Origin of the sequence: Paenibacillus sp. AN1007, assembly GCF_040702995.1 — a bacterium.
GTDB lineage: Bacteria > Bacillota > Bacilli > Paenibacillales > Paenibacillaceae > Paenibacillus.
The window spans coordinates 1566372-1586565 of record NZ_CP159992.1; the positions used below are offsets into that span (position 1 = coordinate 1566372).

Here is a 20194-nt window from a genome sequence, read left to right on the forward strand (position 1 = left end):
TATTTGTTCATCGCTTTTTTCTAGAAAATTGTTGTTTTGAAGGATAAGGATTATATTGAACGAATACATTAACGAAGAATTTTTGAAAGGGAATGATTATGAAAATAATAACTTTATGCGGCTCTACAAAGTTCAAAGAACAATTCGAACAGGCTAATGCCTTCCTTACACTTCAAGGAAATATTGTAATCAGCCTTGCCTTCTTTGAGCAAAGTGAAGGGTTAGAAATAACTGAGAAACAAGCTGAACTGCTTGGAAATCTCCATTTTAGAAAGATCGATATTTCTGATGAAATATTTGTGATTGATGTGAATGGTTACATTGGAAGCAGCACAAAAAGAGAGATTGAATATGCCAAAGAGAAAGGAAAGGCAGTTCGTTACTACTCGAGTGGCGAAATTTCTTCAAATGTATCCAACTAAATGTGAAGCGTATCCCTTTCAACAAAATTAGCCCTTAAAGGAGTTTTGAATGGAACTACTTAATGAGTTGAATAAGATTAGAACTGAAAAACATTCGACCAATTCACAAAGAGCATATTCTTTGGTATGTGCGGCTGTACTTGGAGGGATTCTGGGTCTAGCAGCCAAACTTGTAGATACTCAGGGGATTAATCCCCTATTTGATGATATTGGTGGACGTTTAGGTATTTGGATTTTTACTGCAGTACTTGTATCCGTTTTTAGTTATTCTCCTAAATTAGCGGCAGTTAAGATATTCTTCTTTTTCTCTTCACTGCTCATTGTTTATTATGTGTACACCGTGTTTTTCTTACATTTCTTTTCAGTGAAGGAGACGGTGTTTTGGGGAATTTGCGCAGTCTTATCTCCCATATGTGCTTATGTGATGTGGTATGCACGTGGTAATGGATATGCAGCCAGTATAATTTTGTCCCTTCCCGCAGCCGTTTTAGTGTCCGAAGGTTATGAATTAAGGAACGCTTACCTGCCTGAACATGAGCATTATTATTTAGTTCCAATCCTTATGGGGATTTATTTCATTATGGTGTTGACTTTACTACTGGTTGTTCCTGAAAAAAAGATAAAATCTCTCATTGTATTTCCCATAGCCATACTATTGTCTTGTATCATGATCTACTTCAATATTCTAGGGAAGGTTTTTGGCGGATTAAACGGGGTACTGTAACTCGTAATCTATTATTATTCATACATACCGTGAAATAAATGCTTAAATAAATAAACCCTGGATCGCTGTGAGCTGCCAGGGTTTATAACGAATGTGCGCTCACGCAGAACTGCTTATTTACAAAGGATATATACGCGATCATAAGCTACTTTTGCGCATTGAACGGAATAGTTAACGAAGTTGGCTCTACAATAGTTTCTCCAGTGTCATAATCATAGATTTTATTAAAAACCAGCTGTATGGATTCCAGCTTATCGGGATCATCCGTGTATATAAATCCATTTTCAAAATTATCGATGACTACACCGTCATATTGATGATATACATAGCTATCCCTTAAAAAATTACGATCGGATGAGATCGGATTGCCCACGTTTGGATGGACAGAATTTAAACCGTAAAATCCGATATTTCGATCCGTTGTATTTTCAACGCTGTAGAGAACTCTAATAAACGTTATAGTCGAACCAATTTTCTCTTGATTCAAAGTGGAAATGTCCTTCTGGGTATCCTCTGGAATTTCACTCGCCTCTAGTATTTGAACATTATACAGATAAACTTCCAGTGGACCAAAAGAAATAGTCTGATCCAGAGGGAGTGTTCTTAACAGTTTCACTTGTCCGCCATAAGGAAATGGTCCAGTATCCCCGACTTTGGATGGGAGCGGTGATGAATTACTGTAACTGTCATATCTCTTGTCCCTAAGGTTTTTGGCTGCTTGCTCGAATGGATCGAGATTTTTAAAATCCCGTTCAGCTCGGAAGGGTTTTAAACCAGACTCCATTATAAGTTCTGAAGAAGCTGTTTGAGGCTGTAATGACTTGATTTCCATGTGTGGAGATGCGGCATAACTGGAACTTCCTTGACCGCTCAACATTGCAAGAACAACCATCAATTGAATAATAAACATAAGAAGCGGCACCCTTCCTCTCTAGACATCGATTGTTTACGTATATGCTCCAATAATCATAACAAATTGGGTAAGTATGACCATGAGAATATCGACCTAAATTCTGATAATAACATATTGACGAGTTCATTATACCCAATAGTAGCAAAGACCCATGATATAAGATAGGCGCCCGCAAGTGTTGATTTCGAGATCCAAGTCAGTTTACTACAAGTATTTTTAATATCCATTGCAGAAATTGAAACAGGTCAACAGCCCGATATGTGAAAATAATCCATCTGGTAACATAGATTTAATGAAAAAAAGTTAGGGTGAGTAGAAATGAAGCCGCTAAAGACCTTATTGGCTGCAGTCGCAGTACTAATTATTGCTTCTTTGGCCTGGTACGGCTCTTATCAGAGTGATATGAAGAAACTTGAGGATGAGATGAAGACGTATCTAACAGTTGAAAAAGGAATCGAGGAGCATACGATTATAAGCATCACAGCTCGTCGCAGTAAAATGCCGATGTATCCTGTTGTTGTCCAATTTAAGGATAATCCAGAGGAACATATTTACTACTATAGAGAAGATGAATGGATTCAGCTGGCACCTGATCCGAATTCGTAATAATATGCCTCACGATTGGATTCATCTGCCTAATCCTGTACAATGAATAACGACATAACAACGGTAGAGTAAGGATGGATTAGAACGATGAGGATTATTATATCACCAGCCAAAAAGATGAAGGTCGACACCGATCTGATGGCGAGCGCGCAGATGCCGCAATTTATTAACGAGTCAGAACAACTTCTGAGTCTGCTTCAAACGTTATCGTATGACGACCTCAAAACGCTGTGGAAGTGCAATGATACAATCGCAGAGCTGAATATGGAGCGGATTCGGAGCATGAATCTGAAGGCGAATCTTACGCCTGCTATCTATGCCTATGAGGGCATTCAGTATCAATATATGGCACCGGGTGTTTTTCAGCATGAGGAACTGACATATCTGGAGCAGCACTTACGTATATTATCCGGATTTTATGGCCTGTTACGCCCTTGGGACGGGGTTACCCCGTATCGGTTGGAGATGCAGGGCAAGCTGCAGGGTCCCGGGTTCAAATCCCTTTACCAGTTCTGGGACAGTAAACTGGCTGATCAGCTTCAAGCGGAAAGCAGCTGCATTCTGAATCTGGCTTCCAAAGAATACAGCAAGAACATCGTCCCTTTTCTGAAGCAAGAAACCCGGTTTATTACGTGTGTCTTCGGGCAAATGGTGAACGGAAAGCTGGTTGAAAAGGCCACCCGCGCCAAAATGGCGAGAGGTGAGATGGTACGTTATATGGCAGAGCGGAAGATTACGGATGTGCAGGATATCCAAAGCTTTGATCGGTTAGAGTTTGTTTTCTCGGAAGAACAATCGGATGAGCGTACTTATGTGTTTATTTATTCAGAGAAGAAGTAAGTCTGATATAAATACTGGATTAATTACTAAAGTAATATCTAAAGTAATATCAAATGATTCTAATGACCAAAAAGTCGCCGCTGTGCGGCTTTTTTTAATCTCTTGAAATAATCATGTGTGAAAGGAAAATAGTCCCTATTGTAGAGGTCTAAAAGACTATTACCAAAATTAAGGGAAATGACGATACTTATACTTCCAGGCATTTTTGTCCCTTTTAGGAATGAACTTTAGCATACTAGCGCCGTATTTTCATTCTAAACTTCATGAACACTAGGAGGTATTGAAGTGGAAGGATTTGATTTTGAAAAATTAAATAAAAGAAATTCAAGGAAAGCCGCAGAGGTGTTACGCTCCTTTATCGAAATTGAGGTTAACGAATACAGTAAGAGTGATATTATTCAGTTTCTCAAACACTCTTCCGTAGGGGAGGAACTCGAATTGACGGATCACTTTATCATCCGAAAAAATGAAGATGAAGTGCTTGTATTTAACGAAACGACTGAAATGTTTGTCATAAATCCTGAAGATTACAGAGTATATGTCGAGGTCAGCTCTTTAATATACCTAATAAATAAACCATGGAGATTGAATAAATGGACATTACGAATATCAAGATGTTACCTGATCGAGTAGAAGCAGGAACGTTATTGTTATTGTTTAGTTGAAGCTCATAAGTAGGCGAACCAGCAAAGGGCACAACAGAACTTAGATAGAATCATTTGAAGGTCCATCTTGCGGCGGCAAATTAAAAAAGGGAATGAGATAACCTATCGGTATCTTAACGAGGGAGGTTGTATCCAATACAGACGACTATCAAGGAATTATTAGCTGAAGAGAGGTTCGAAGAAGCGATGACTCTGATTGCTGAGCTGGGAGACAAAGGAGATCGTTCTTCAGTTGAGTTCCTCATTGGAATTTTGACCGGAACCCAGAATACTCTTGTCAGAAATGAAGTGGCGATTGCACTAAAAGATATTGGAGACAATAGAGCGGTTTATCCGCTAATTAAGGCTCTGTCCAACGCAGAGATGAGAAGGAGCAGGGGCACTTTGCTGTACGCGATGGAAGAAATGCATTATGAGCCTTATATTAAGATCATTGCAGCATTGATTGGTGACGCCAGTCTGGAAGTAAGGATGCAGTCTTTTCTATTATTTGAAAAGGTAGCGGGAAAATTAAGCACGCAACAAAAGCAGATTTGCAAAGAGGCTTTATTGAAGTGCAAAGTTGAACGTACTAATGACATGTTGGATGAGGCATTAGCGTTGTTGAGAAACTAGTCAATCCGACTCTTTCAAATGATCAATCATCTACAAGATTGTAAGCTGTACTGAGTAGACTTTATACAGCCCGATGTCTCACAAGAGATATTGGGTTATTTTATTGCTTACAGATATATGCAGGAATAACGAGATGAAAAAAGTTTAACAGTATGTATTTTCTGTAATATGTTTGACCGATGGTAAATTAAGTTATATAATGTTATTAAATGGGATTTTGTGAAGGGGGTCAAGCATGTCTAGTAAATTATACGATCATGGCGAACTAGACTCTGCTGTCAAACTGCTCAGAATGGCATACGGATTCGAAAACTGGTTTGAGGTTTTAAGGTTATCTGAGGATTTATATGAAGATTCGCTGCAAGCTTATAATTTGCAAATGATATCCACAGATACTATCTTACATACAAAACGAACTATAATTTACTATGTAGGTTACGCACTGCTGATGCAGGGCATTGGGCATCAAAAACTTTCAGATTTTGATAAAGCAAAGGAGTGTGTTCTTAAATATGGTGATTTTGGCTGGGTGAACAATCCTGATGATGAAGCCAAATCAGAGATTGAATTTTATGCTAATACATCAAAACTCAATCTCATAGTATTGGAGCTATTGCAAGGAAATAGTGACAATATAAGGGGATACATCTCTTTTATACAAGAGAATCAGGAAGAAACCAATGCCGGTTTACTTACTCTTTTAGAAGCTAACCGCATCAACGGTTTACAAGTTAGCGACTACCAGCATTTGTTTGAAGAACATGCTAATACAAGAGAATCTATAAAACCTGCAGACATGCCATCCTATTTAAAGTATCTTTACGAGTACTCACTTTACATGATTAGAACATCGGATCAAGAGACTGCAATTAATAATATACTTTATTGTTTGGCAATATCATCTAAAGTTAGTGCTGATAAGACATCAATTAAGTATGTTAATTTGTTTGAAAAACTAAGAGACCATGCTTCCAGTAATCAAATAGATAAATATAAATCTATATTAGAGGGGATGCACTGATATGAAGGGAAAAATGACGAATCTATTGATTTTATCTATTACTTTTTTGGACCCAATTATACAATTGTTTAACCATGGTACAGGGCACTGACTTATAGAAAATGAATCAACTCTCGGAGGGCTGAACCTAATAGGCTGGGAGCAGACTGGTCGAGTAAAACGTACTCAAAGAAATGTGAGCCTAAGGATGCCGCCAACTTTAAAGTCAATGGGTTACTTTTTGGTTGGAACTGAAATAGGTGGAGATCCAATTGGGGTAAAACTTAATGATACAGGAAGGATCAATAACACTTCAATCATCAGTATCGCGGTGTTTTTAAAATAAACACAATAAAAGGTGTCTACTTGAAAATAAGTAGACACCTTTTCATTATAAATTGGCTGTCAAACCTGCCGGTTCTGAGCATACGAGTTGAATGCAGCGTTTGATTTGAATTTATATATTTTCTAGATAATATTAACGATGGGGTGGAAGGCAGTTTGCTGAATTTGGAGGTGAGTGTGTGTCGAGTTGGATCAAATGGATTTGGAGTGCTGCGGTTCTCGTTAATCTAGCTGTGTTTATTTGGTTTTTAGTTGAGACTACATCTAATTTTCAAAGATCACTCGATTTGGTCGGTATGCCGATCATGCTTCTCTGCGGTATACCTTCGCTTATGATTCATATGATTTCAATAGTCGTTTTAATAAGGAAATGGAATTCTCAGTTAAGTATAAGTAACATGATCTACGGAGTCGTCTTCATCTTTATATTAATGTTCTGTACTCCAGCTTTTATAAACGCATTAGAACATACGGTGAAACCAGAGCGAGTAGAAAGTGATCCTGTCAGCCGCACATCGGATGAGAAGTACGAGTACAATCTGGAGATAATCAACATGTCCCAGCGAAATAATCAGGTGAATTTAATTGTGAAAGAGGTATCTAATCAAGCTGATCAATTAACGATCTCGCTAGCTCTGGATGCGAAAGAGATTGCAGCCATCACGACGGGGCCAGGATCTGATTGGCAGTGGACTGTCCTAGAACCTACGGAAAAACCTGGAATATACAAACTTATTACTACCGAAAGATTAGGCATGCATAAGGTCTATAGGATTGATATTGCAGAGGGCATATCCCAAGAAATGAAGTGAGTGTGAGACAGAAGTGTACGATCCGTATGAGATTTGATTGGAGAGTAAAGCAGCATGAATAACTATATAAATTCGTTTATAAAAAAGTTTGATTATTATTTTGAGCAAAAAGAAATCTCACATATTATTTATGTACATGATCAGGACGATCATGAGAGATTAGATCAAGTCCTGTTTCTAGAGAAAGATGATGGTCATGTCATAGGCTTGTATATAAGAGGCATGAATCCGTTAATCTCAGTGAATAGAATCGACGATTTGGATGATTTTAATTTATTTGCGAGTTATGAACGATTGGTTGAATCAAAGGAAAATATTAAACTCCGAATAGAGAATATACGTTTGTTTTTTAGCTCTAAATATAACGAATTATTAGGTTTTTATTTATCGAATAAAGATGAATCCAGTTCTCTATTTGTATTGTTTCTACAAGATGAGATGGATGTAAAGAAGAATGAGAGTAAGTCAGACGCCAGCAAGATACTGAAGAGTAGGTATTCAACTGAAGGATTGTTCACTTACGAGAAAAACAGTCAGGGTGACTGGGAAGAAATCGAAATGGAATATTAATCGGAAGAATAATATCAGAATCTCGAATGATGGGGTGAAGTAAACTGTACCCTGTAAAGTAGACGTTTTACAATGTCTCTTTACGTGGTACAGCTTTTTTCATTTGATGATGCTTTGTGCTGCGTAATCTGTGAGAGCTTCTTCAAAACTTATTTTAAAGATAATGTCCTAATTCAATTGTTAAAAGAAGAAACAGACGCAACATCACCGTGCTTAGGCGTAGTTACATAAAAAAGAATATCAAGCCTTTGTAGGTTGGGCTTTAGAACTTAACGAACATTAATCCAACCGGTCCACTGTGTTGGAATATTAATGGAGTAAACGGTTCCTACGAACTGCCCACCCGTACTAGGTGCCTCATATAGCCAAGAATAAGCAAAGGCATCTATAACACGATCACCGTCCAGATCTATAGGTTCAGACCAATTGTTTGTCATTTTATTTCCTGCGAGTGTGCCGAAGTGAGAGCTGTCATAACCGATCTGGAAAGTAACACACTGTATCCAGTCCCCCCCATGATCATGGGCAGTGGAGAACGGGTTGCTATTGAAGCCGTAAATTTCTTGACCACCATTAGGGGAAGCGACAGCGTATACATTAATGTGAGATACCTTTGGCGCAGGTGCATGCAGCACGGGGCCGCCATTGTCTTTTTGTGCTTTCAATTCCGCTCTGGCTGCCTCTACAGCTTCACGGAATGCTTTTGAATTCACCACTTCTTCTTTCGTTAAAGGTTTGGGTTGAGCCGTCTGAGCCTCGGCAAAAACAGCTGCATTAAACGAGAAGACTAAAACAAGAATAAGAGCCAAGCTAAACAACTTTTTCATAGAGATCAATTCCACCTTTCTTGTAATGGATGAGCCGCAGATAAAGATACACATACTTACTTAACAAAGATGAACTTGCAGATGGAAACCTACGTATCCTCCTTTCGTTGTGAGAATGATCCTTCCCATAATATCTGTTTCTGTTTCTATTGATAGCACGAAGAGGGAAGAAAGCTGCAGGCTGGAGCGCTCTGGCAGGTTCAGAATGATATAATAAGTAAAGCCTGATAATCGGTTTTAAATTACAAAATTATTGTTTAAATTGAAATATATTCCATATGTATAATCGTATAGTACTTCTTGTTGTTGAAGGAAGTCAAGCATATTCACAAATTACACAAAATGTTAGAAGGATTGTTTTCATACTAAAAAGAAAAATGTATAAGACTTGAGCACGATTGTAGTTAAATCTGGTACAGGATAATGTATCAAAATCAGGAAGTTAGCCGGATGAAATTGCCATCAAACTTCTGCTAACATAGTTTTATTCTACATAAAATAAGCGGTGAAAACGGATGAGTACAATCAAAGTAACACCTGAGCAGTTACATCACGTATCAAGTCAGGTGGATCAGGCGAGGCAGCAATTGGAGCATATCCAAGATAATCTCTCCAGGCAGATGATGTTCCTTCAAGCCATGTGGATGGGTGTGACACAGGAGCGCTTTTATGATGATTTTGCGCGGTCGCGTCCCGTACTACAGAAAGCACTTGAGAGTATGGTGTATACTTCGAAAGAGTTAAAGGATATCGCGATCCGGTTTGAGAATGCAGATGCGGAGAAAGGGAGTCTGGGCGGTGTTATTGGTGCTGTTGGTGCGGCAGCAATGATGAAGAGCACAGGGAGTGATACGGGTTCGGAGGACAAAGGCTACCGGATGGCACAAGTCGATGTCCTTGGTAGGCTGATGTGGATGCCTGTAAACGAAAAGGGTTTTCCCGATCAGGCATCTCTGCAAGCTTATGAGAAGGATCAGGGGCATTTGGATATCAATCGGATGCAAGCAGCAGGTTATGTGGAAGAGCCGGAGGAAGATATTCATGCGTTGCAGATTAAAGCTTTTGAAAATCGAATCCATCCCTTCACGGGCGAGCCTGTATCCGATAAGTATGCTCAGATCATGCTGACTTCTCTGAAGTTCAGCCAGATCGTTATGGCTTTTCAGATGGTTCGCGGAAGTATGCCTGGTCGCAAAGGTCCGTTTCGCTTGCCTGCTTCTGATCCGGCGGTGGCGAAGATTAAAAAGAATTTGGAAGCGGCTGAAGTGAGGAAAACTAGCAGTACTGAGCGTACTAGTAACGTTAGGACGTTTATTTCAACCGATAAATATGTAGGTGAAACTGCTAATGCTATTGAAGCAAGATATCCTGGTAAAGTGGTAGATGTAAACAAGAAAGTATATAGAGATGATGGAACACCATTGACAGATTATGATATTGAGCTTGATAACGCAATAATTCAAGTTAAACAAGGTGGTGGAAAAGGTGCGACGCGACAAGCAATAAATACTGCCTCAAGTACAAATAAAGAAGTTATTGTATATTTACCTAATCAAATTTCAAATTCTGCTGTTGTAAAAGGGCTTCAAAAAGAAGGGTTCCAAGTGTTTACAAGTGAATCAGACTTAATTAATTATGTGGGTAGGTAATAAAAAGGGGAGAATGCTGTATGCAATGGATAATTCTTATTGGCAATGAAAGTTTCAATCTTAACCGTATTCGTAATCTGAAACATTACGGTGAAAATAAATCTACTAATCTTACTGAGAATAGATTTGTTGTAGATTACGGTTACGATCATGTTTTTTATGAAAGTGCAGCAGATATCATTAATGATTATGAAGAAGATGATATAAAACGAATTCCTTTTTCAAACCCTCAATTTATAATGATGACGTATACGAATGAAAAATTGATGAAACAAATATTGTCCCAAGAGAATTTTCCGCGTGACATTTATATTGATGATGATAATGGGAATATAGTTCCAATAGAAGATTTCATTGTGTCTTAATTATTATTTGGAGTTGACCTTGAAGGGGGGCATCCCTCAAGGTTTTTTTACTTTAGAAAAAGCATTAATAAACTAAAAGAAGAGTTTCCAGACTACAAATTTAGTGCTGCTTTTGGAGGCGAATAAATGCATGTCAATTAGTGCTGTAATATATGAACCACAAAATGATTTTGAACAGAGTTTCTTTGTCCCAATTGCTACGGAATCGTTTTTTAAAGAATGTTGGCAACCTGCGATTGAGGAACTAGGGTTACAATGGATGGACCTCTTTTCATCAGGTGTTGATGTAGAGGAGGAAGATGTACCGTCAATTATTGAGGAACTAATTCAAATCAAAGATTGGGCCGTAAAAAATTTAGCAGAGGAACAAAGGGATAAAATGATCGAAAGAATAACGAGTCTACAAAATAAATTGCCACTAGCATTTCAGCGCAAAGATGCTGTTTTTTTTATAGGATAGATCGAATATTAGTCATGTTAAAATTTGATGGATTTACCCTTTGCAGAGTGAATCCATCATTCAATCAATACATAAGATTCGTATAAAGATTTCTTCAATGGGGTGAAACAGGAGGAGATACGTTGACTGCTCAAATGAATAAAAATTTTTTCGACGAATTTATCTAAAGCCCTTGCTTCTGAGGATTTTAATAAACATTTTGATAAAGATATCGAATACGAATGAGGTGAAAGAAATGTATCTTGAGAATGCAAAATTAAAAATAAATAATATACATTGGGATAAGATAGGAACAACTGTGACTGATGAAGATTCTAAATTGGGTTATGAGTTTTTAAGAAGATTAGCTATTTTTTTTAAAGAGGAACAGCTAAAACCCCTACCACCAGCTTTTACGAATATAGCAAAATTGCTGGGTGACGTTGAGGATGAAATAGAGATTTCAATGTTTTGTAGTCCAGAAGCAGTAAAATTTTTAAACAAAAATTTGTATGTACAAAGAATATTTGAGTATTATTTACAGCTGGCTAAGTATGCAGATAAATCACCAGTTGCCCATAAATACTTGAATATTTATGAACTTTTAATAAGAGTTTTTGAAAGAGGAGGCTCATTTTCAATTAAACCGCTTGCATTAGATATAACAAATGTTGCTCATTTCCCTTTGAATGAATGGTATACTAGGTTTTTGGAAAAAGAACCGATTGACATTAAAGACCTGTAGTCTTGGATAACGAAAATTTCAAATAATATGCAATGAAGCAAATTTAAATTTACCACGTACTGGACAAGTTCCAATGAATGATTTAAATATTTCAACGCTCCAGCAAGACAGCGGCAAGTTGTGGGGAGTCTATAGCACACATATGGCTGACTAATCAACGCATTGATTATGAAAATTTATCAAACCAGGAGTTACAGTGATTGAAGCGTTGTCTGTGATTAAAGCAAACCGTCCTGATTGGTATAAGACGTATTCAGAATTGTATTATCAATCATAGGTTAAAGACAGCCCTAAAGACCATCCTTTAGGGTTTCTTTGTTGTGAAGCTAACCGATGGTGTCTCAGTTTTTTTTAAAATGTAGGAGTTCAACCTGGTAGTTTCAAAGATTAGGAAGGAGTACTTACTGTGTTGAATATAAAAAATGTAAAGCAGTCAGATGCAGGATTTTATACGGAATCTACTTATACCCCATCTGTACAAACATATAATATATTGACAGAACATATGTCAGGTGATTGTATTCCAATTCAAATTGAATGTGGTGGATGTATTTGGTTGGATACTGAAGGGGCTCTTGGGGAAATTGAATTTATTTATCCCAAGACAGTTCAGAGTCCTTTACTTCACAATGTGGGACGAAATATTATGGGAACTCCGCATTTTGAAGTAACAGACTCCATATATGAAAGTCCATTCGTTCAGGTTTTTGAAGGTGGTTTTGTAATTTGGCTAAAAGAAGTAACCCATATTGAATTGGGTATATCAGATGGAGAAATTATCTATTTTATTTCTAACGACGAACTATGTGGAATATTAGCAACGAAGACAGTAATAAATGAGTGAAATTTCAACCCTTACAGGCATAGATTGAGACGTCAAAAGTTTTCAAATCCAAGTGGGCCTGAGCATATTGAACAACTGAAGAAAATCAATGGATGAAGCGGCAATAGAAGTTGGAATACTGTGGTATCCGTATGGAGTGAGAAAATGGAAGAAATAAATGTTTTTAATATGTTTAATTTGCATAAAAAGTGGGTTGAGACAATTGGTGATGAAGGTGAGCAGTTAAAGTTAGATGAAGTTGATTTAAGAGTTTTTGACTTATCCGAAGTATTACTTGAACAATCCTATTTAATAGATTGCACTTTTGATGATCTCAAACTGGAAAATGTTGATTTTCATTCATCATTATTAGCCTCATCAACGTTTATCAATGCATCTTTAGATAAATGTGACTTTTATAAATCAGATCTCAGGTATACGGATTTTTCCAACTGCATCATTAAAAATAGTAGATTTAGTAAAGCTGATTGTTGGGAAGCAGCATTTAATAACGCATGTTTAGTCGATTGTAATCTGATTAATATATCTTTCCATTTAACAGATTTTAGAAATGCAAGACTAGAAAATGTAGATATAAGTGTATCAACATTTAAAGATGCGTTGTTAAATGAAGTAAAACTAAAGAGTATTAAAGGGATAGAAGAAGCTTTTTTTCAGAGTATAAATATTGGCACACCGGAAAAACCAGTGTTGTTAGAAAAAGAAGAAGCTAGGAAATGGTTTTTAGAAAAGTGTGAACCCTAATATTTTTTCACTACATCAGACAGGTTGATCTTAGTTGGGTACTACAATGATTGACCTGTTTGGGTTATCTTCGTTTTCTGCCTGCCAGGTTTGCAGATAACAAAGAAGGGGATGCTGCAATACAATATTACAGTGAGAACAATTTGCTAACTTCTCTGAGAATAAAATTGTCTGGCGTGTGAACCTAGAGGACTTGCAAAAAAATAGTTGAGGAAGATTTTATAATGAAAATGAATGATTCAGTTTTCGGAGAGCTTGAACATGATTATGTGTGGACTAAGGACATGACTATTCAATTTTTTGAAAATGAAAACAAAATATCACTCATAATTGAAGGAGATGAAGATGGTATATTTGATGAAGGACAGTACCTGGCATATCAGGCATTAATGAAAAATTGGAATGATTTGCAACAAATTTTCTTACAATCACTCCTAGAGTATTATCAACAAAGGCGATATGAACTGGGTTATGATATTGCTTTTAATGAGAACTATCCCTTAGTTGAAACAACCGACCAAATTCTAGAGATGATTGAGTTAGATGGAATTGTTGTTCCCTATGGAGATATAAGGGACGGCCGAGATATTGGAGTACTATTTAATTGCTCATGGGACAAGGAAAATGGAGTGGGACTTCGTTTATTGGATGAAGAAGTGATTGAGGTAGGATACCAGGATATCGTAATTTAATTTTGCTCAAGCTTGCAAACAACTACAAAAGATCAGGTCGTCCGTGGAACATAATCAGGAGGGGATTACAATCTCATGGGCACTTCAGCTGTTATTTTAACGCAAAAAGATAAATATTCTCCAGACCAGCTCCTGGCTGATACTATTGTTGCCGCTTTTCATTCAGATTCTGCTCTTTATTTCTATAACAACAAAACATATACAAATGAAGGAGAGTTTTTGTATACAACGCTTAACATTAAACGTAAGTCATTTACTGGAGACATTGAATCCTCATTTATTTTCCATATTCACAGCATAAGCAGCCCGAGTACTGAATTTTATTATCACGAAGATTTAGGTTTAGACACTAATGAATCGCTATGTCAGGTCGGTCATATTGAAGATATCTATGGTAATCAGGAGTTAATACTTCATTTTATTTATGAATATCTCAAACTGAATCCTGATGATTATTTCTGGATAACAGACAATGATTGGCTATACAACTGGGGGGACATTCAAAAAATGAAGTCCGTACCATATGATCCAGACTGGTGCTATCAGAATCCTAGAGACTAATGAGAAAAAGGATGAAGGCTTTGACTTTACAAAAAACAGTGGAAACACTGCATCAGTGGATTGACCAGAATTGGTCGACATTAGATCAGACAGAGTTAAAAACAACGAGAGAGACGGTAGACTCTTTATACCATCAATTGATATCTGAAATAGATCATACGGACAACTCGGATCATTTATTGAAAGCAATCAATTACGAACTTACTCATTTCTTTCTGCCGATTCCTTGTGTAATGAAGATGTATCAAAGATTGATTTGGTTAAATCCATCCAACCGTTCCTACTATGCAGGGTTTACAGATTACCTTTTACAATATGGTCCCGATTGGGAAGAAGAGGCAAATGTTTTAATCGAACTTTACATGAAAGAAGATTTTCGAAAGGCTTGCGATTTTTCACAAAAGATTGAGCAAGTTAAAGATTTTGAGAATAAGTAATCCATGTCCAGGTATCATCCCAAATGGTGATCCTATAAAAGACTTTATCAAGGTTCGAAGTTCGAATAGGAGGAGATATGTTGATTACTCAAATGAATAAAGAAATTTTTTCGACTAATTTATCTAAAGCAGTTGATACGATAAGAAAGACTACAAACATTTCGAGCGATATCGTTAAGTTTGTCATCGAGCCCGTTGAGGAAGAGGGGAAAATGTTAGATGTTAGCGATGAAATGATGAGACGCCTTGTGTTATCCACAGAGAATGTTGGCGGTAAGAAACTATGGTTAAAAGATGTTGTTGGGGTTTTAGGAGGGCTTTTCCCGAAAGCTCCGATATGGATTAATGTATCTTTTGTAGAAATGGACGGAGATAACGCGATCTTCAAGCTGGAAACCAGTTTGCGCTTTAGAAAATCGAGTTTATTAAGGAATACTGAAACAGGTCATGCTCCTTTTAAAGCCATGGTATAGACGGAGACTCTTTGAAATAAGAAGATGATGGGATTGGGAATATCCAGGACGAAATAATGAATTCATACTTATAGGAGATACGAACATGTTTAAATACAGGTATGCCATTGAATATAAAGCAGATTTCAACGAAGTTATCCTGGACTTAGGCATTGATTCATCATTAAAGAATGGTTATCTGATAACTAATTCTTTGGGATCAGATATTTTTGGAGATTCCGCCACGATCCAGGAAGAGGTTGGAAAACTAATTGAATTACTGAAAGGAAAAATAAAGCTATACGAAGGTGGAGGGAACGTCAATTTAATAAGATCAGACAAGTTTTTTACAAATTTTGAAGATATCTTTGCTGAAGATGATGAAGAAAACAGAACATGTGAAATTGAGAAGGTAGAATATGTAAAGATCTTATTGTTATGGGCAAAAGAGAATTTCAAATATAAAAGCCAGCGAGGTGTTATTATGAAAGAAGAAGCGGAAGGAGCATTAGACTGGATCAAAAAAATCCATATCGAGATATGTGAGATTGAGAGACAACAAGTTGAATGGTAGATCTAATTATGTAAAAAGAACATGAATCTTGAATGTGCAAAGACACTAAGGACATTAAATCAATGATAAAGCAGAATTTCACGGAACGAAATGGATATAACAGTCGTTCTATAGGAATGGAGTTTAATAAATGAATAATTCACTTTTAGATGCTGCGGAGCGATTAAAAATAGGTTTGCTTGCCAAAGCTACAGATGGAGAGTATCCCGATCCGGACTATAAAGAAGATTTAAGAATTCTATCAACTGATAATGAATTAAATATGATGTTACCAGCTTTTATTCGATTGAATCGCTCTAGCTCAGATTTTAGAAGAGCTATGCAAACTAAATTTAAAGGCTACGCGGAACGTAGAAACTTTATTGATCAAGAATTAGAACCAATCTTTAAATACTTAGAAAAATATCCTAGTGACAAATTTGAAATTAATATTGATGCTTATGAATTAGGTGAACAGCTTGGTAATGGAGGATTTGGAGTAGTATATAAATACCACCACAAATTGTTAGAAGTTGATTTTGCTGTTAAAATATTCGAACCCGTATTTGTTTCTAACGATGACCATATAGAAGGTGAAAGACGTTTTTTTAGAGAAGCAAAGATGTTATTTCAATTAAACAGTGATTATATTGTTCGAGTGTACGACATAGGTCGCATAGATGGAAAACCATTTATTCGAATGGAGCTAGTGGAAGGGGATACATTACTTGATTTCATATCGCAGAATGGTTCAGTTTCTTTTACACGATCTATAAAACCTATTACTGCAATATTAAAGGGGTTGAATTATGCTCACAAAATGGGCGTAATTCACCGAGACTTAAAGCCCAGCAATATTATGGTCACAAAGGATGGAAAGTTCAAAATTATAGATTTTGGTATCAGTGCCTTCTTGGAGAATGAAAATCATACAAAACTAACGAAAACTGGAGAACGTGTAGCCGGTGGAGCATATACCGATCCTGCGTTGATAAATGATCCTAGATTACGTGATATAAGAAGCGATTTATATTCTGTAGGTGCAATTTGGTATTATCTATTAGTGGGACGATCTCCTGTTGGAGGAGATGCCCGGAGAGTTTTATTACAGTCTGGTAACGCCACAGAACTTCAAAGTGATATCATCTTTAAATGTTTGACTAGTGATCCTGTTGATCGTTATCAATCATGTGAAGAGATATTAGCCATGTTATATCCGAAGGAAATCGTATCCAGTTTACCTTCTGCTATTACAATGCCTAACAGAATTACAGAGATAACAAGAGAAGCGGTTTTTGATTACTTAACTGAACGTTATTATGATGATTGCAATACTTACGTATTTTCACAATCAGGTGCATATCAGGAGCCAGAACGTGTTTTTCACTATTATGGTAAAAGAAATTGTGTTACATTTCTCAATCGGTTATATGACTTGGAGAATATGCCAAGTAGAGATTCTCGTTTAAAAACATTCAAAGAGGAAATACAACGACACACTGTGGCGAATGAAGACTATCAGTATGATTGGATTTTTCACGATGAGAGCTTGGGATTAGTAGCTGGTAACGATGAAGTATTGCTTAAGTTTCTATGTGAAATGTTTCATCCATTAGTACGTTCAGAGAAAAGTGATTGGCAAAGTGTCAAAGAGAGTATCAATGAGCTAATAAAAATAGATGGATACGAAATATACGAAAGCGAAAAAATATCTGGGCGCTCTGTTTTCTCTTATCAATATTGTATTTGAAGAGAATGTTTCTCTCGGAAATGGAGGTCAGGTCAAATATAATTCTGATGGAAATCTCACAATCTTCACCTCGGAGTTTAATGTTTTTTCCAGTATATTATCTACAAAACAAAAGCCGTGATTCGGTGCAGTATGGCCACCAAGCTGGTAAATTCTCAGTCAGTTCTTAGGCAGAAGTCAATTATATTTTCATTTTGAGAGTACCACCTAAAGTGATGCCCCATGATAACTAAAAAGTACCCAATAAATTAGCCAAGAAAAAGTCACCATACTTGTGCAGCACGCACGTAATTCAGTGAACTGATTCCCTAGGTCGAAAAAAGATTTTCACAAATTTAATATGATAATAAACTTATTTTCTATTTTAGCTAGTTGTTGATTCACAAGTGCCTCTAACCTAATGGGGGAGCGTGAAAATGAAATTCAAAGAAGCTTCTGTTGATTTTTTGACAGGAGTTTTTTTGTTATAAGTATAAGTCAACATAAGTCGTCATATTCTTCCATTTTATAGTATAATATGACTGTATTAAAAGACCTACTGCAAACAAATGAATTATAATACCAAATGGATTGGCAGGTGGACACGTGAACATTTTTGACACAATTCCTGAAAATTTTTTCTCTGTGCTGTCATCGGGGAACAAAGAAATATATGTTGATGCGCTCATGCTGCTACATCAGATGTTCAAGTATGAACTTAATATACGGGTAGACGATTATATCTCGTCTTTGATAGCCCAAATTGAGGATAAATCCTTTATGCTCGAAGAAGATGACGAAGTAACCGAAGTCAACTTGACATCTAATGTTAAGGCGCGTTTGATATTGAACCGCCTGGTTAAAACGGGATGGGTAGATAAGGAGTTTCTGGATGGATCATTTATTGAAATTATTACTCCACGTGATTACGCCATTAAAGTAATGAAGCTTTTGAGTGAACTAAGTGATCAGACCCTGCACGATTATAACTCCCTCGTATTCGCGACTTATTCTGGTCTCAAGCAAGCTAAAAATGAACATCAAGGGCAAATGTATGAGGCAGTCTTGTCCGCAAAGACAAACACCGAGCAACTTACTTACGAGCTAAAAAGGCTTTATCATGGAATTCGCAGTTATTTGCGGAGAATACAGGAGCAGAGCGAAGTGAATGTGCTGCTGAAAAACCATTTTGAAGAATACAAAAGGATGTCCGACAGTATTTATCATCCGATTAAAACAATGGATTCTATTCATCGTTACATGGCACCAATTCAGGAGATACTGTCAGATATTCTTGCGGATGAAGAACTCATGGATGGAATGCGATCAAGAGCCATGACGATCCGAAAATATGAGAATGATGATGAGGCGGGGCAGGAGATCATATCTTCAATTGATTATGTTTTGGATGTATACCAGTCAATTGGAGGAATTGTGAATGAAATTGATAGAAAGCACAACGCATACACAAAAAGCTCTATTGAAAAAATCCAATACCTGATGACTGCAGACCAAAGTATCAAGGGAAAACTGGTTGAGCTGTTGAAAGAATACTCAAAATCCTCAGATACCAAGCGCACGGTAATCGTTGAAATGCTTGAAAAGAATATAAGAGTCAATCGACAAGAATTTATTGATGGAAAATCTCTCTATCATAAAAATGTACGTAGTAGGCGTGTCAATTCTGAACCGCTGGAAATCACAGAGGATAATACGTTTTCTAATGCGGCTATGACTGGAATGCTGCAACAAATTAAAAATGGATACCCCGTGGAAAGAATTCGAAAATATGTAAACAGTCTTTTCAAAGAAAATGAATCGTCTATTAATAGTGAGACAATATCGATTAATAACGATGAGGACTTTGTACTTCTGATACTGGCTATGGTTCGTGCTAATGAACGAGGCATGAATTACAAGGTGCAAATGAACAATGGTAGACTTGATAGAAATGGTTACATAATTCCTAATATGACGTTCTGCAAAAGAGAGGTGGACCACCATGTGGAATGAGAAGTACATAGGACTTACTACTTATGAGAAAGGCGAGTTCAAACGTTTGGCGAATTACCTATTATCTCATACATATATGGTGCGATATGAATATCAGTCTTCACAGCAGATGACCTTGCCAAACTACGACTATCAGATCGCTTCACGTCTATTTGAAATTTTGCAAGATTATTTTGCGGTCACTGGCTGGAGGCTTGAAAAAGATGATAATTATGGAATCATGTCCTTAATAAATATATTTGACCATAATCGCCTGAGGATTGATCGATTCACTACATTGTTTTTATATACATGCCGTCTTATATACGAAGAAGAGCGAGAACAAGTAAATAGCTTCCATACGGTTAAAACAGATACTCAAGCAGTTGTTGAAAAAATGCGTATACTTGGTCTTCTTGATAAGGGGAAAACAACACAAAAAGAACGTATTGAGGCTCAAAGAACGCTTGCACATCATAATATTATTCAGAAAATGGAATCTTCTGCATGGAACAATGAAGGCAATCAAATTCTCATTCTTCCATCCATCTTATCTATTATTTCCAATCAAGGCATCAACGATATGATAACAGAATTAGATGAGCTTCGAGTAGATGACGACACTAGTACAACTGGAGAACAGGAGGAATAGA

The 20194-nt window shown here is 36.8% G+C and carries 25 protein-coding genes; 23 read left to right on the forward strand and 2 right to left on the reverse strand.

Going from position 1 to position 20194, the window contains the following annotated elements:
- Positions 1–98 precede the first annotated feature (98 nt).
- Both ABXS70_RS07060 and ABXS70_RS07065 read left to right on the forward strand, forming a co-directional pair.
- Positions 99–422, forward strand: a complete 324-nt coding sequence (locus ABXS70_RS07060; protein ID WP_342551871.1) for a hypothetical protein — start codon at positions 99–101, stop codon at positions 420–422.
- Positions 423–471: 49 nt separating this feature from the next.
- Entirely contained in the window at positions 472–1146 is a 675-nt protein-coding gene (locus ABXS70_RS07065; protein ID WP_366294957.1) for a hypothetical protein, read from the forward strand.
- A gap of 145 nt (positions 1147–1291) precedes the next feature.
- Here ABXS70_RS07065 and ABXS70_RS07070 read toward each other — a convergent pair whose 3' ends face one another.
- Positions 1292–2056 carry a hypothetical protein gene (locus ABXS70_RS07070; protein ID WP_366294960.1) on the reverse strand — a complete coding sequence of 255 codons (765 nt, stop codon included), beginning with the start codon at positions 2054–2056 and terminating at the stop codon, positions 1292–1294.
- 321 nt (positions 2057–2377) lie between these two features.
- Between ABXS70_RS07070 and ABXS70_RS07075 the strand changes: the two genes are divergently transcribed.
- From ABXS70_RS07075 to ABXS70_RS07105, 7 genes are all read left to right on the forward strand, one after another.
- Positions 2378–2665 (forward strand): DUF3139 domain-containing protein, encoded by a 288-nt coding sequence (locus ABXS70_RS07075; RefSeq protein ID WP_366294963.1) that lies wholly within the window; start codon positions 2378–2380, stop codon positions 2663–2665.
- An 87-nt stretch (positions 2666–2752) separates the two neighbouring features.
- Positions 2753–3505 (forward strand): peroxide stress protein YaaA, encoded by a 753-nt coding sequence (gene yaaA / locus ABXS70_RS07080; protein WP_366294966.1) that lies wholly within the window; start codon positions 2753–2755, stop codon positions 3503–3505.
- A 285-nt stretch (positions 3506–3790) separates the two neighbouring features.
- Entirely contained in the window at positions 3791–4138 is a 348-nt protein-coding gene (locus ABXS70_RS07085) for a hypothetical protein (protein WP_366294969.1), read from the forward strand.
- Between the two features lie 158 nt (positions 4139–4296).
- Positions 4297–4785, forward strand: coding sequence for a HEAT repeat domain-containing protein (locus tag ABXS70_RS07090; protein ID WP_342551864.1), 489 nt, complete (start codon positions 4297–4299; stop codon positions 4783–4785).
- Between the two features lie 235 nt (positions 4786–5020).
- The gene (locus ABXS70_RS07095; RefSeq protein WP_366294972.1) at positions 5021–5806 is read left to right on the forward strand and encodes a hypothetical protein; all 786 of its coding nucleotides are present in this window, start codon (positions 5021–5023) and stop codon (positions 5804–5806) included.
- Positions 5807–6309: 503 nt separating this feature from the next.
- Positions 6310–6942: a hypothetical protein gene (locus ABXS70_RS07100; RefSeq protein ID WP_342551862.1), complete on the forward strand. Its 633-nt coding sequence runs from the start codon at positions 6310–6312 to the stop codon at positions 6940–6942.
- Positions 6943–6996: 54 nt separating this feature from the next.
- Positions 6997–7512, forward strand: a complete 516-nt coding sequence (locus ABXS70_RS07105; protein ID WP_342551861.1) for a hypothetical protein — start codon at positions 6997–6999, stop codon at positions 7510–7512.
- A 269-nt stretch (positions 7513–7781) separates the two neighbouring features.
- Here ABXS70_RS07105 and ABXS70_RS07110 read toward each other — a convergent pair whose 3' ends face one another.
- Positions 7782–8339 (reverse strand): DUF4879 domain-containing protein, encoded by a 558-nt coding sequence (locus ABXS70_RS07110; RefSeq protein ID WP_342551860.1) that lies wholly within the window; start codon positions 8337–8339, stop codon positions 7782–7784.
- Between the two features lie 515 nt (positions 8340–8854).
- Between ABXS70_RS07110 and ABXS70_RS07115 the strand changes: the two genes are divergently transcribed.
- From ABXS70_RS07115 to ABXS70_RS07180, 14 genes are all read left to right on the forward strand, one after another.
- Positions 8855–9988 carry a WXG100 family type VII secretion target gene (locus ABXS70_RS07115; protein WP_366294977.1) on the forward strand — a complete coding sequence of 378 codons (1134 nt, stop codon included), beginning with the start codon at positions 8855–8857 and terminating at the stop codon, positions 9986–9988.
- A 20-nt stretch (positions 9989–10008) separates the two neighbouring features.
- Positions 10009–10353, forward strand: coding sequence for a hypothetical protein (locus ABXS70_RS07120; protein WP_154983734.1), 345 nt, complete (start codon positions 10009–10011; stop codon positions 10351–10353).
- 130 nt (positions 10354–10483) lie between these two features.
- Positions 10484–10813, forward strand: a complete 330-nt coding sequence (locus ABXS70_RS07125; RefSeq protein ID WP_342551857.1) for a hypothetical protein — start codon at positions 10484–10486, stop codon at positions 10811–10813.
- A 235-nt stretch (positions 10814–11048) separates the two neighbouring features.
- Positions 11049–11537, forward strand: a complete 489-nt coding sequence (locus ABXS70_RS07130; RefSeq protein ID WP_342551856.1) for a hypothetical protein — start codon at positions 11049–11051, stop codon at positions 11535–11537.
- A gap of 406 nt (positions 11538–11943) precedes the next feature.
- Positions 11944–12381 (forward strand): hypothetical protein, encoded by a 438-nt coding sequence (locus ABXS70_RS07135; protein WP_342551855.1) that lies wholly within the window; start codon positions 11944–11946, stop codon positions 12379–12381.
- 144 nt (positions 12382–12525) lie between these two features.
- On the forward strand, positions 12526–13125 hold the full coding sequence (locus ABXS70_RS07140; RefSeq protein ID WP_366294982.1) for a pentapeptide repeat-containing protein: 600 nt from the start codon (positions 12526–12528) through the stop codon (positions 13123–13125).
- 224 nt (positions 13126–13349) lie between these two features.
- Entirely contained in the window at positions 13350–13817 is a 468-nt protein-coding gene (locus ABXS70_RS07145; protein WP_342551853.1) for a DUF2004 domain-containing protein, read from the forward strand.
- Positions 13818–13892: 75 nt separating this feature from the next.
- A complete protein-coding gene (locus ABXS70_RS07150) occupies positions 13893–14378 on the forward strand; it encodes a hypothetical protein (RefSeq protein WP_342551852.1) in 486 nt (161 codons plus the stop codon).
- Positions 14379–14398: 20 nt separating this feature from the next.
- Positions 14399–14815, forward strand: a complete 417-nt coding sequence (locus tag ABXS70_RS07155; RefSeq protein ID WP_342551851.1) for a hypothetical protein — start codon at positions 14399–14401, stop codon at positions 14813–14815.
- A gap of 77 nt (positions 14816–14892) precedes the next feature.
- On the forward strand, positions 14893–15288 hold the full coding sequence (locus ABXS70_RS07160) for a hypothetical protein (RefSeq protein ID WP_342551850.1): 396 nt from the start codon (positions 14893–14895) through the stop codon (positions 15286–15288).
- Positions 15289–15373: 85 nt separating this feature from the next.
- Positions 15374–15841, forward strand: a complete 468-nt coding sequence (locus ABXS70_RS07165) for a hypothetical protein (protein ID WP_342551849.1) — start codon at positions 15374–15376, stop codon at positions 15839–15841.
- Between the two features lie 130 nt (positions 15842–15971).
- Positions 15972–17570, forward strand: coding sequence for a protein kinase (locus ABXS70_RS07170; protein ID WP_342551848.1), 1599 nt, complete (start codon positions 15972–15974; stop codon positions 17568–17570).
- Positions 17571–18155: 585 nt separating this feature from the next.
- Entirely contained in the window at positions 18156–19562 is a 1407-nt protein-coding gene (locus ABXS70_RS07175) for a Wadjet anti-phage system protein JetA family protein (protein ID WP_342551847.1), read from the forward strand.
- Positions 19552–20193, forward strand: a complete 642-nt coding sequence (locus tag ABXS70_RS07180; protein WP_342551846.1) for a DUF4194 domain-containing protein — start codon at positions 19552–19554, stop codon at positions 20191–20193. The genes ABXS70_RS07175 and ABXS70_RS07180 overlap by 11 nt, the downstream gene beginning before the upstream one ends.
- Position 20194: the final 1 nt, after the last annotated feature.